The sequence below is a fragment of the Alloacidobacterium dinghuense genome (genome assembly GCF_014274465.1).
GTDB classification, from domain to species: Bacteria; Acidobacteriota; Terriglobia; order Terriglobales; family Acidobacteriaceae; genus Alloacidobacterium; species Alloacidobacterium dinghuense.
Genome location: NZ_CP060394.1, coordinates 422,907 through 435,634 on the forward strand (window position 1 = coordinate 422,907; position 12,728 = coordinate 435,634).

Consider the following 12,728-nt stretch of genomic DNA (forward strand, 5'->3'; position numbering starts at 1 on the left):
TTGATACGCCGAGGATCTTGTTTTTTCCGCGCCCTCGCCCCCATCGTCTTCAGCCCAGTTCAAGAGGGCGTATGCGCCACCATCGAATTCAGCACCGGAATGTTGAACCCTCTCATCGCATCGATGCCAAAACCACTCGTGCTCTCGGTTGATGCCCTTCCAGGACTTGAAGCGACACTGCAGCTCTTGTGGCAGGAGCAATTACCGCCCGAGCGCAAATCAACGATTCAAGCTCCTAAGCGCGGTCTTAGCGGCGTGGTAGCCGGCCATTCCGTGGACACCGCCGCCAGGGGGAGTCGATGCTCCACAGAGAAAAAGATGAGACAGGGGAGTCCGATAGAGCAAGCGTGTAGGACGGAAGAGAATCTGACGGATATCCATGACGCCTCCCAGGAAGTCGCCTCCAATCAAGTTTGGGTTCCATCGCTCAAGTGCTGCGGGTGAGGAAACGGATCGGGCCAAAATGCAATCTCGAAAATCCGGAGCAAATCGTGTGATCTGGTTTTCGATGCATTCCGTACAGTCTCTTGTGCTTCCGTTAGGTACATGGCAGTAGGCCCAGGCGGTATGCTGACCCGCCGGGGCTCGGCTCGGGTCAAAGAGCGATGGTTGACCAAGAAGAACGAAGGGCCGCGCGGAGGTAAAAGTTCGCTCCGATTCGACGATCTCTTCAAGCGAGCCCCCAATGTGAACGGTCGCAGCTCGCGAGCATTCGGGAGCAGTCCAGGGAATAGGCGCTCGCAGAGCATAGTCAATCTTGAAAGCGCCAGCGCCATAGCGGAAGCGCTCCAAGAGCTTGCAGTAATGCGGGGGCAGTTGAGAGCCTGCGATGCGAAGAAGTTGCCGGGGAGTGATGTTGGCGAGAACGAGGCCGGATTGTGGAAGCTCTACAACTTCATGATTGGTCTCGATGTGCCCGCCAAGATCTTGCAGATGACGCGCGAGGGCATCTGGGAGGGTTTGAGCACCGCCGCGTAAGATAGGCCAGCCAAGGGCATGACCAGCAGCCATGAGGGTTAAAGCGACGGCGGCTGAAGCCGGGGCTGCTAATGAAAGCACGGAATGAGTCGCCATACCGGCCAAAAGAGCTCGGGCGCGCGTTCCAGCGAAACGAGAGCGCGCAAGAGATGCTGCGGAGAGAAGTGCCGACGAGCCGAAGCGTGCGAGCACCAGCGGGTGGCGTGGAATATGCTGAATCGGCCCCAGAATATCTTCAGATAGTTCTGCAAATTCAGAAGCCAGGGGAGCTATTAAGGACCGGTAGCTGCTTTGGTCACATTCATCTAGAGTATCGACGGTAGCTTCAATGGAATGTTCAAGCATCACGGCCGTTCCATCGTCGAGCGGATGAGCACAGGGGGCCGTTGGTTCAATCCAGGGAATATTGATGGGAAGCGAGCGAAAGAAGGGGCTTGCTACGCCCATTGGATAGGCAGAGGATCCTAGATCCTGGCGGAAATTCGGTAGCGTGGTCTCCGCAGTCGAACACGCGCCACCGATCTGGTTATTGCGTTCAAGAACAGTGGTAGCAATGCCGGCGGCAGCGAGAACGATTGCGGCCGAAAGGCCGTTCGGGCCGGAGCCGATAATGGTCGCGGTTTGCACAAGTTAACCGCCTCCTTTGCTCGGCTAGCTTGTAACTACACTCCATATTTGAACACTTAATTGCGTCAGGTCAGGGTATCGCTGGATGAAAGCCGACAGCCCAGGTAGATAGGTCTTGCCCGTTCGAACACCGAGGATTCGTGGCTGAGCAACTCGACAGCATTGGCACGGCTTACCATTTTGTTGACATCCTCACCGCTTGAGCCACGGCCAATGTTCTGTTGTCAGGGAATCCAGAGTTCGTTCTTCTTCAACGAACGGCGAAGCATATGCCGCGCTCGCACGAGTCTTAATTTCACATTCGTCTCGGTAATGCCGAGAGTTGCTGCAGCTTCTTTTATTCGACGGTTTTTTCCGTACCGGTGATCGATCACGCTGCGCATGTGACACGGAAGCCTTCGCACTGCATCACCTAAGATCTGTTGTGTTTGACTAATCATGCACCGTTGCTCAGGGTTCGGTTTAGGATCTCGGACTTGCGGGGTTTTAATTTCTTGAGCGTCCTCGGTTAGCACCTCTGATGTCGTCTTCGACAGGGTTTTGCGCTTTCTAAGGAGCATCAGAGATCTGTTAATTCCGATTCTTATCATCCAAGTAGAGAACTTGCTCTTTCCCCGAAAGCTGTGGAGGTGCTTATATGCGCTTAGGAACGTATCTTGAAGAACGTCCTCTGTATCTTCCTGTTGTCGGACGATGCTGAATATCCTATGTTTCAGCATTGCGTTATAGCGCAGGCACAATTCGCCAAACGCCTCGTGGTCTCCAGACTTAGCTTGGGAGAGCAACTGGTCGTCGGAGAGTTGTGGTTGTTGCAGCGTTGCATCTGCGAGGATATTAGTACTCATGACAATCCTTACGGTTGATACGTTCTTGCAAACTTCATTGACCGGAAGGCAGTCTCAGCCACCTCCGCCAGAGAATTACCTATTCGCTTTTGTGGTCTCAAGATCTGCAGGTTAAGCCAGCCAGAGATAGACAAGTACGCCTACTAACACGATTAGAATGGGCCAGAGAATTACACCGGCGTTGTTCCCAGTTTTTTGGCAACTCGTATCGGGGTCGAGGTAATGAATCGCCGATGTTATCTCTGCATTTGTAAGGTGTTCGAAAGGTCCCATTAGTTTGTGGTGTTCATGCATGAGAAGCTCCTCAGATCAAAGCTGTAGTGGTGACGGTTAGCTCCGTGCTACTAGTAAAAGAATCGTGGACCCAGTGAATGAGCTACTGAAGGCGCACAGATACCTCGCACATCAGACGACTCATCGCAAGGGTGGCAGCAACTTTGGTCTTGGTGTTGGCTGGAACAACAGGAGCAATGCGGGACATACTTCTCCAATCTCTGGCAGCACTTGTGCACTGCACAGTAAGCATTTCTGGAGATAAGACGATACGCATTGTCGTAGAGAGTATCGTTGAGATATCTTATAGTATTAAATGGATCGACTCGCTCCCTTCTTCGAAAGGTTTTCTCTGGCGGCTCAGATGTTCTATTCGGGACTCCTGTGCGGAAGCACCGGGGATCAGGTAAGCGAACATGCCGGTCATCTTCATGTGCTCAAGAAAGGAAGACTGAAGATCACCCGTCCAGATGCCCGTCAGATAGTCATTGATACGCCGAGTATCCTGTTTTTTCCACGTCCTCGCATCCATCGCCTTCACGGCCCAATGCAAGAAGGAGCCGAGCTCGTATGCGCGACGATCGAATTTGGCGCCGGAATGTTGAACCCTATCATTGCGTCGCTTCCAGAGCCGCTCGTGCTTCCGCTTGACGCCCTTCCCGAACTTGCGCCGACGCTGCAACTTTTGTTCACGGAAGCGTTCGCAGAATCGCCAGGCCGTCAGGCTGCCCTAGATCGATTATTCGAATATCTCTTTGTGCTTCTCATACGATCGGCAATGAATGCGCGCCTCATTGACAGCGGGATTTTGATGGGGCTCAGTGATTCGCGTCTTAGCAGGGCAATTGAGGCCATGCATCAATACCCTGGAACTTCGTGGTCGCTGGAGCACCTGGCTCAATTTGCTGGTATGTCCCGTGCGCGCTTTGCTGTCCATTTTCGGCAGGTTGTCGGCATGACACCATTTGATTACCTGACAAATTGGCGGCTGGGGGTTGCCCAAACCATGTTGCGTAAAGGCAATTCATTGAAACTGATTGCGGCCGCAGTGGGGTATGCAAATGCGACGGCTCTAACGCGAGTCTTTACGCAGCGTCTCGGAATGTCGCCTTCTGCGTGGCTCGCTCGCAGTCAGATACACAAAGATTGAACCAACGTCTTGCCAACCAGAGATTTCACCCGACGATCTCTCCCTCAATCCCCGCTGGACCCAATTGGCGCCTTCAGGCAAACGACCGCATATTATTTTCAAAACCGTTTCGACACCATTTTTGAGAATCGATAATTGTGCGCGGAACTAGATGAGAATATTGTCGAGTATCTCGAGTCCGATCACAGACAGCAAGCCCGCGCTTAGTTGAGTCGCGGGCTTGTGCCTCCTGGATATGCCGGATTACTTTCCTGCCGAAGCAAAAGTAGCGCCAGCAACTGGAGCAAGTGCGAACACCAATTCGGTTTGTTTCTTCAGGTGAACGTCCTTCCCATTCGCGCTCAACGTACCCGAACTCGAGTCGGCGACATTGCTGCTCAATGCATATCCGTGCCTGCTCGAAGGTTCCTGATACACCTTCAAGTCCGGATTCAACGAGGGATGCATCAAGTCATTTTCATCCGTTCCATCTGGATAAACACCTACAATTGTGGACTTAATGGTGATCTGCTGACCGTTTACCAACTGCGCCCGATCAAAGGTCAGGACGACCCTTGAAATCCCGTCGTTGCCCGAGGGCTGTACTTCGTCAATGTGTCCAATCAGCAGTGTGTTGTGCGGCAACTTTGTGTCGCCAGCAATGTGAACGGACTCAGTTAATCTGGCTTTCACCGTATCACCTTGCTTAACAGTTCTTGCGTCGACGTTCTGAAGCAGCACAGCATCGGCTGCAACTAGCTGGCTTACATTCTGTATTTCGCTCTCCGCTGCAGCAACAGTAGTCAGCGCCAAAGCCGTCGTGATAATTCCGAAATACTTCCTGATTCTCTTCATATGAAAGAACACTCCCGTACCGTTTGATCTGTTCTGCTTTTGAAATGAGCTGTAGCGAGCGACTCGCAGGCAGGCATCATTGTGCGCTGGTACTGCTATCTCGTACGGCAGAACTCTAAATGATGTCCATGAGGAGCTATTGGTTACAGGCTTAGGAGCAAGCACAAGATATGTCGCACTGTAAGTCAGTCCGAAATGTATGCGTTAGCGTCCAAGAAAAAATTGTGATCACGAGTTGGACTGCTATCTCGAGAAATGTTAGGGCGAGGGATGCAACAAAGTGTGAATTTCCTCGTGCTGGGACCCGAGTCTTTGCATTTTCTATGGTCATTTAACAGGATGGGACAACTTGGAACTGTGTGAGTGTTGCGTGTGTGTGTGTTGCCCCGAAAGGATAATCATCAGGATCCCAAACGTATTCGTTCTGTTTGCTAATGTGCCAAAGAGACGCAGGATGGGTTCTTGGGACTGATTCACGCACCACACAGTGCGCTTTCACCCATATGAGAATAACTACAGTTAGACGGATCGTACGCATCGTCTTTCTAACTCCAACTTAGCCGAAGCAGAAGTCGTTAGTGTGAACACGCTCTAGTTTTGCGTTGACTGCAAGAAATGTATCCACGGCAAATGTGGCGCATCTTAAACAACGAGGGTATTAAGTTTGAATACACGGTTTAGTGAGGGCGGTACGCGTAGAAAACGACAGGACGGTAGGTTGCCACTGTTCACTTTGAAGCTTTGAAAAGGAGATTTTGGAAATGAAGAAGTTCACCGTCACCGCCTTACTTACGCTGGCCGGACTTGTCTCGGCCGGAAGCGCCTTTGCGCAGTTCAAGCATGAAGTGAGGGTTTACGTTCCTTTTGAGTTCAGTGTCGGCAACAAGATGCTCCCCGCCGGCAATTACGTCTTTGATTCGGAGTCAACGCCAACAGCGGACAACCACGCGCTTCTGGTTCGGAATATCGATCATCCGCAGTATCATGCAATGAGGCTAGGAGACGGCGGCTCATGGGAACAAACGCCTCTCTACAAAGCGGATACGGAACGCCTGGTTTTCGACACCTATGGCGGCCAATATTTCCTGCGTGAAGTACGCGGCCCGGTAGGAATCCTGAATCTAGAATTCCCCACTACGAAAGGTGAGAAGGCCGCCGAGCGCACCACGGCAGCGTCGAACGCAACCCAGACCACCATCGTTGCAGGCCAGTAAATAGCCGGTTCTGCACGGGGGGCGCGGATCACTCCGCGCCTCTTTCATTTGTGGTGGCAACTCTCTAACCGCAACGCGTCTATATTCTCTAGGTCGAGTAGGGTTATGGCGCTAAGCGGGCTTGAGCCTGAGAATTTGACGTGTCACCCAGTCAAGATCACTTATTTAACTACCCAAACAAAGCTTCAATGGAATCCCGCGGGCATGGTATGGGCCTTACTGTAAATGCGTAGTACATAAAGAATGTTCCTGGCCGCAAGAGCGACGTGTCCGACTGCCAATGGATTCTGCATTCGGTGGGATTGCTGAAGGCCATTTTCCTTAGCCGGTCTCTTTGCCTTTCTTGGCTACTGTGCTTCGGGCGGCACCGTATCGAGCGCACCGCTGAAGTAGCTCTCGCGGAAACGGAGACGCGCGCTTGGATAATCAGGGACACTGACGCGGATGGAGTGCATTCCGGGCGAGGGATTGCCGTCCGGACCGGATTTAGGCTGGAAGCTTAACAGATAGTAGTTGTGAATGTGATTTGTGAGTTGAAGCATACCTGCATCGAAGCCGTTGCGTGTGGTGAAGTTGATGTACTCGCCTCCTGAGAGTGCGGCCAGTTCATGCGATACGTTCTTCTTAAGAGCGCTGACGGCCATCACGAGCAGGCCAAAGGGACCGGAGCCTTCGCCGTAGTGGAGATCATTTAGGATTTCGGTCTTGCCCGGTGAGAAGGCCACCGAGTTGACGACGGTGTTGGTGCGGCCCAGCGCGGCGATCACCTCCGCGGCCTTGGTCTTGCTGTCGTGATCGCGTGTCTCGCTGACCAACAGGATGACGTGGCGATTGTGGTCGTCGCGGGCTTCCAGAAGTTTGGTTGCGTAGGCGACGGCGTCAAAGGTGGCTGCGGCAGAGTCATCACATGGAGTGAGCTGCGCGAGGGCATCCGCTGTCACGGCGGTATCGCTTGAGAAGTTGCCGAGCAGCGTGGGGTTTTCCCCGTAAGAGACGACGGCGATCTGGTGTGGTGCTCCGCCGGCGATTGAGTCGATCATGGTAGCGAGCCCGGCGATGTGCGCCGACTCCATCACAGCCGAGCGGCTGCATTGCACGAGCACGACCATCGTGAGGCCGAGCGAACCGGTGTCCTCGTCGACGCGGATGGTCTGCGGAACGCCGTTGTCCTCGACGACGAACTGCTCCGGCTTAAGCTCGTAGATCAACTCGCCGTGTTTGGTCTGGACGGTGGTGGGGACGAGAACTACGTTGGACTGCGTGCGGAGCGTATAAGGCTGCGAGTTCTGCGCGTGAATGTTCAGAGTCAGGGGCAACGCCAGGAGCACGAGCTGTTGAAGAATCCGAAGTCTCAAAGGGTACACCCAGGCAGAGCGCAGTTCGCTTCTTGTGAATCCCGAACAACATCCTGTCTTAGTAGACAGAAGGACACTGCAAACAGAACTGCATCCTTCATGAGGAAGCAACGTTTCCGACCCACGGGATGAGGCGCAGGCACGCCGATTGCATGCAGGACGACAGCGAAGGCTTCAAGCCCCTTGGACAGCTTGGCGAAGCCGTGCTGCATGAAGCCATAGCTAACAATCAGCCGGAGCGGAATGGTAGACCAGCGAGCTAGAGAAGCTCGATTGAGGAACGCAAAGCGGTTGCTCAATCCCTGTTCTAGCGGTTTGCGAATGACATTCATGTTCAATTGCTCTCTTTTGAAATCGCGCTGGGGATCGGCTCCCCGCGAAGAGACGCCGATCAACTCCTAGCTGCCCACAATTGCCATAGGGTCCACTACTGTAATTCAGGCGTGCTTTTACCGAGGGCGAAAGAACTCAGCTGCCCTATAGCAACTGGTATGGCTACAAATCTCGGTGTTATCCCGCTTTTCTCTCTGCGGCTGACACAGCGTTGGGCTTCTTGCGCATATAAACAAGTGCACCGCCTTTCTCAAAGCAAACCTCGTCCATTAATGCTTTCATCAAATAGATCCCACGCCCGAAAGTTCGCAGCCGATTTTCGGATGCGGTTGGATCGTGCAGAGTACCAGTGTCAAACCCTCGTCCCTCGTCCTGAACTGCAATAGAGACCTCTCCGTCTGAAGAGCAACGGCAGGTCACGTAAACGTGCTTGCGATGGTCCTCCCCGTTGCCGTGGACTACGGCATTTTCCACAGCCTCACTTAGCGCTATCTCAATGTCCGTTTCACTCCCGTCCTTCCTTCGAAACTTCGCGATGAAATCCATGAGTCGGTCTATGAATGGCGAGATAGTCTCGATTTGACTCGGGAAGTACTGACGCAACTCAACTAAGAAAATGCCATTAGATGTGCTACGTAGGAGAGACACTGTGTGTATTTGAGCCATATCTTCCAACTCCATTTGAAGGTTGCAGGTAGATATCCGGTTAAATTGCGACTATCGTCTTGCCGTTTGGTCATGGTGAACTTTTATAGATTCGCCACTCTCACACGGCTTACTTCTGACGCAGTGTCCCTTCGCTATCGACCTCTGCCATATGCTGAAGAGCACGACTCCGTGTCTGCTCTATTTCTTGTAGCGAGCTGTTTAAGAGAACTGAACACTCCCGGTCGGTATATCCTTCGAGAACAGAGAGCACATATACGAAGCGTTCAAAGTCCCCAAGCGCGAGGACATTCGCAAACGGACCATACTGCAAGGCGTTATTGGAAAGGTTGTGGTCGGTTGCCGAACGCAAAACACTGCCTCCTGGTCTTGGGGGACCAGCGTGAGGCGATTGTATTTGGATTGCGTTGTGTACTATGATGCTGCGAGCCCAGGACGTAGCCCACTTCTTGAAGACGCGGTTTTCGTCTACGCAGCCGGCAACACCGGCCACGAAACATCGCCTTGCCTCCTTTCGATTTCCCATTAGCAAGAAGGAGAGGAGGTAAAGACTGCTTATACTCCCTATCCGCAGCTTGCGAAACACTTCAACCGTTGCATTGTCGCTCTTCAGGATCGTTTGGGGGACAGAAGCATTTCCTAATGTGGCGAGAGTGTTGGGAATTTTGCCGAGGCTCCCTTGGATCTGAGAAAGCGTCGCGGCAACGTGGTTGTCGATGTTTGGTGCGATAACGGGAGCGATAGGGGACATACTCTTCTCCAAGCCCGGCAGCGCTTCTGCTCTACGAAGGAAACGTCTCTTAACATAGGATGAGACGGGTTGTCACACCGAGTCTCGGTGAGATATCTTATAGTCTCAAATGGATCGACTCGAACGTTCCGACATTGAGTGCAGAGCCGTTACGGATCATGGACCACCATTGAATGATCAAGTACTCTTGAGTGCCGGTCGCTCGAAGCAGATCCTCCGTCTGCTTGCCGGCCCGTGTAAACGTGACCCGCGCTGAATCCCCAGGCAATTAGTGCTGAATAACGGTCTACTTGGAAGTCGATCGACCGTAATCCGACCCCCAAGGAACATCAGCCGTTTTCGGCAGGGACGACGTGAAATCCGAGTTGCGCGAGTTAGGGCCTTTGTTGCAGCCCTTATATTAGTGGCCCATCTGGTCTGGCTTGCTCTGGTAATTTTCGGATCGCTCTTGACACGCGGCCGGCCAATGTGGAGTGCGCTGCAAATTCTCGCGCTGCTCTGGGGCATTGTCGCGGAAGTGAGCCTGTGGCCATGTCCTCTGACTTTGGCGGAACAGTACTTTGAGGACCGGATCGGTACGCCTTTGTACCAGGGCGGTTTCCTGCTGCACTACCTGGACGCGATCGTGTACCCCAATCTCCTAGCTGGGTAGTAACGAGTGCAGGGGTGGCCGTATGCGCTCTCAATCTCGGAATCTATTGCTGGCGATTCCGAAAGTCCCGTGCTGCTCGAAGGTTGCCGCATTGAGCCACCACGATTGGTGGGTCTGTTTGGTTCACTTTAAGCAGGGACCGCATTTCCCCAATCTTCAATGACCTCCCGTTGGCGCTCCCCCTACTTTGAACCTGCGTACGAGAATTACGAGAGGAATCATGATGAGGGTCAACCAGGCAAACACCCTGAAGCAGTCCATGAAAGCAAGGAACTCACTCTGGTGTAGAAGCTGTTGATAGACAATTCCTAGTGTGGCTGGCTCGGCGTCAGCGCTGGTAGAGCCAAACTGCATCAGGCGATTTACCAACTCTGCAGCGTTTTGTTGCAGCGCTTGTGAACTACTGCCAAGGTGCGATCCCAGGTTCAATTGATGAAGATCGGCCCTTCGTTCCGCCGCTGTAGTGACAAAGGCTATACCAAAACTCCCACCCCAATTGCGGAACAGATTGGTGAGACTGGATGCCTTGTTATTTTGATCCGGACGCAACTGTGAGTACGCGATGATATTGACCGGAACCAGAAAGAGGCCGTACCCGACTCCTTGCAGCGCCCGTATCCAACCGAAGTGGGCACCGTTCGTATCGAGATTCATGTCGCTGTATACGAACATGGCTGCGGCAATAAAGGACAGGCTCATCAGAATCAGGGTCTTCGCCGAGACCAGATGACGCTGCAAAAGCTGCGCTGAGATCGGCGCCAGGACGGTGATAACCAGCGCGCCTGGACCAAGTACGAGGCCAGCATCGATCGCTCGATATCCGTAAAGAGATTGAAGCAATTGTGGGATGAGAGTGGTGGTCCCAAAGAGTCCGATCCCGAATACGAAGAACAGGCTGCTGGCGATTGCAAAATTGCGATTGTTGAGAAGTCGGAAATCGATGATCGGTTCCTTGACATAGAGCTCCCACAGTACAGTCCCTATCCAGCCGAACACCGCGATGACAATCATACTTGTAATAAAGCTGCTTCCAAACCAGTCATCGATCTGGCCGCGGTCAAGCGACACCTCGAGAGCACCGGAGGCCAGCGTGATGAGCACGATTCCAATCGTGTCAATCGACATGCGGCCAGCTGCTTTTGCGGCGAGACGCTCCTCTGTAAAGGCGGCAGGATCGTGAATCAGCTTGTTCGACAAATAGAGTGAAAGAATTCCGACTGGCACATTGATAAAGAAGATCCACCGCCAGTTGTAATTATCTGTAATCCAGCCGCCAAGGACTGGCCCGATAGCCGGCGCTGTAACAATCACTACTGTAAAGAGCGCAAAGGCGGCCGCGCGTTTTGCAGGCGGAAAAGTATCGACCAGGATGGCCTGTGCTACCGGAGCCAAACCACCTCCGCCTACGCCCTGAACGATACGCCAGAGGAGCATGAAGCCCAATGAAGGAGCAACACCGCAGAAGAAAGACGAGATCGTAAACAGGACTACGCATAAGAGGTAATAGGTCTTTCGTCCGAACAGCCTGCTTAACCATGCTGTCATGGGTAGTACGACAGCATTTGCGACGAGATAGGTAGTGAGAATCCAGGTCACCTCATCGTAGCTGCGCCCTAACCCGCCACCAATGTAGGGCAGGGCTACGTTGGCGATGGACGTATCGAGCAGTTCCATGAATGCAGCGATTGTCACCGTGACTGCAATAAACCAGGGGTTGACCGTGCGAACGCCAGATTGCTCGGCAACAGTTGAATCTATGTTTGTATTAAGAGTCTTCATGGAACGTCCTGTCACCGCACGCGAACTGTTGCTTCGACTGACATGCCTGGACGGAGATCATGTTGCGGATCCTGGCCCTGATCGATGTGGACACGGATTGGAAAACGCTGCACGATCTTCACGTAATTGCCGCTTGCGTTTTCCGGCGGAAATAGGCTGAAGAGCGGCCCTGAAGCGCCGGCCATATCTTCAACTACTCCCTTGTAATCTCGTCCGAAGGTATCTACATGAATGGTCACAGGCTGGCCTGGGCGCATGCGCCGCAGCTGGGTCTCCTTGAAGTTTGCTGTGATCCAGATGTCATCGACTGGAACGACTGTCAGAAGCGACTGGCCCGGCTGTACACGATGTCCCAATTCAACCGTCTTGTGACCGACGACTCCGCTGACGGGGGCATAGATTTTCGTATAGCTCAGGTTTAGCTCGGCTGTCCGTACGTCCGCCCGAGCCTGGTCTAGCTCGCCTTGAGCGGACTCCAATTGCGCTCGCACGTCCGAAGCCTGTTGCGGCGCCGTGTGGGCGCTGGTCACTTGAGCCTCACGTTGGGCTACGAGGCTCCTGGCCTGCGCGATCTTTTGCCCGGCCGCTGCTACCGCTGCGCGGTCCGAATCGAGGCTCTGCGCGCTTGCAGTTGCGTCCGTCGCCCTCGCGTCATAGTAGGAGCGGGAGATTTCACGCTTTTCGGCAAGCGCCGCATAGCGAACACGGTCACGTTCGGCGCGGTCGGCGACAGCTTGGTCCTGCTGAACCCGGTGCTGAGCAGCGGTCAACTCCGCTTCAGCTGCGGCAACACTCGCGATCGCTTCCTGCCTTGCGGCCTCAGCAAGGTGCAGTTGGCTGTACGCGCTTGCGTCAGTAATGGGTACCTGCAGTTGCGACGCGTGCAGTTGTCCTTCCTTTGTTTCAAGAGTCGCCTTCGCGTGAGCGAGCGCAGCCTCATAATCCCGGGGATCGAGCTCAAGTAACAAGGTGCCAGCCGTAACGAAGCGGTCATTTTCGACGAGCGGATTAACGTAAGTCACGGTTCCGGTGATGCGCGTGCTGAGTTGCGCAAAATGCCCGTCGACTTGCGCATCGTCGGTGGATTCAAAATGACGGGCATACAACCAGTAGCCCAAGGCCCCGAGCAGGCCTACAGCAGCCAGAGCGATTACCCATACCTTCTTCGAGACTTTTCGGGTCGGCGCTGTTTCCTGTTTCTTGTTCGGTGAGGCGGTCGTCTCCATCTCCTCGAGTTTCACTGCTGTAGCCATATCTGCCTCCTTGTCGGC

General features: G+C 53.6%; 11 protein-coding genes. 3 read left to right on the forward strand and 8 right to left on the reverse strand.

All coding sequences use genetic code 11. The features are described from left to right. Window positions 1-219: 219 nt before the first annotated feature. Together H7849_RS01730 and H7849_RS01735 are read right to left on the reverse strand one after the other, a co-directional pair. On the reverse strand, window positions 220-1,605 hold the full coding sequence (locus H7849_RS01730; RefSeq protein WP_186743706.1) for a phytoene desaturase family protein: 1,386 nt from the start codon (window positions 1,603-1,605) through the stop codon (window positions 220-222). Window positions 1,606-1,829: 224 nt separating this feature from the next. Then, window positions 1,830-2,450, reverse strand: coding sequence for a sigma-70 family RNA polymerase sigma factor (locus tag H7849_RS01735; RefSeq protein ID WP_186743707.1), 621 nt, complete (start codon window positions 2,448-2,450; stop codon window positions 1,830-1,832). Window positions 2,451-3,039: 589 nt separating this feature from the next. On the opposite strand from H7849_RS01735, the gene H7849_RS01740 reads away from it, so the two are divergent. After that, the gene (locus H7849_RS01740; RefSeq protein WP_186743708.1) at window positions 3,040-3,873 is read left to right on the forward strand and encodes an AraC family transcriptional regulator; all 834 of its coding nucleotides are present in this window, start codon (window positions 3,040-3,042) and stop codon (window positions 3,871-3,873) included. A 243-nt stretch (window positions 3,874-4,116) separates the two neighbouring features. Here H7849_RS01740 and H7849_RS01745 read toward each other — a convergent pair whose 3' ends face one another. After that, window positions 4,117-4,707 (reverse strand): hypothetical protein, encoded by a 591-nt coding sequence (locus tag H7849_RS01745; RefSeq protein WP_186743709.1) that lies wholly within the window; start codon window positions 4,705-4,707, stop codon window positions 4,117-4,119. 761 nt (window positions 4,708-5,468) lie between these two features. Between H7849_RS01745 and H7849_RS01750 the strand changes: the two genes are divergently transcribed. Beyond that, window positions 5,469-5,921: a hypothetical protein gene (locus H7849_RS01750; protein WP_186743710.1), complete on the forward strand. Its 453-nt coding sequence runs from the start codon at window positions 5,469-5,471 to the stop codon at window positions 5,919-5,921. A gap of 347 nt (window positions 5,922-6,268) precedes the next feature. Here the strand turns inward: H7849_RS01750 and H7849_RS01755 are convergent, their stop codons facing one another. The 3 genes from H7849_RS01755 to H7849_RS01765 form a co-directional block, all read right to left on the reverse strand. Next, a complete protein-coding gene (locus H7849_RS01755; protein WP_186743711.1) occupies window positions 6,269-7,276 on the reverse strand; it encodes a VWA domain-containing protein in 1,008 nt (335 codons plus the stop codon). Between the two features lie 510 nt (window positions 7,277-7,786). After that, the gene (locus tag H7849_RS27255; RefSeq protein WP_432756518.1) at window positions 7,787-8,290 is read right to left on the reverse strand and encodes an ATP-binding protein; all 504 of its coding nucleotides are present in this window, start codon (window positions 8,288-8,290) and stop codon (window positions 7,787-7,789) included. A gap of 94 nt (window positions 8,291-8,384) precedes the next feature. After that, window positions 8,385-8,627 carry an RNA polymerase sigma factor gene (locus H7849_RS01765; protein ID WP_186743713.1) on the reverse strand — a complete coding sequence of 81 codons (243 nt, stop codon included), beginning with the start codon at window positions 8,625-8,627 and terminating at the stop codon, window positions 8,385-8,387. An 802-nt stretch (window positions 8,628-9,429) separates the two neighbouring features. On the opposite strand from H7849_RS01765, the gene H7849_RS26415 reads away from it, so the two are divergent. Next, the gene (locus tag H7849_RS26415) at window positions 9,430-9,678 is read left to right on the forward strand and encodes a DUF2784 family protein (RefSeq protein WP_222439754.1); all 249 of its coding nucleotides are present in this window, start codon (window positions 9,430-9,432) and stop codon (window positions 9,676-9,678) included. A gap of 156 nt (window positions 9,679-9,834) precedes the next feature. Here H7849_RS26415 and H7849_RS01775 read toward each other — a convergent pair whose 3' ends face one another. Further along, window positions 9,835-11,457: a DHA2 family efflux MFS transporter permease subunit gene (locus tag H7849_RS01775; protein WP_186743714.1), complete on the reverse strand. Its 1,623-nt coding sequence runs from the start codon at window positions 11,455-11,457 to the stop codon at window positions 9,835-9,837. An 11-nt stretch (window positions 11,458-11,468) separates the two neighbouring features. Next, window positions 11,469-12,710: an HlyD family secretion protein gene (locus H7849_RS01780; protein WP_186743715.1), complete on the reverse strand. Its 1,242-nt coding sequence runs from the start codon at window positions 12,708-12,710 to the stop codon at window positions 11,469-11,471. Between the last annotated feature and the right edge of the window lie 18 nt (window positions 12,711-12,728).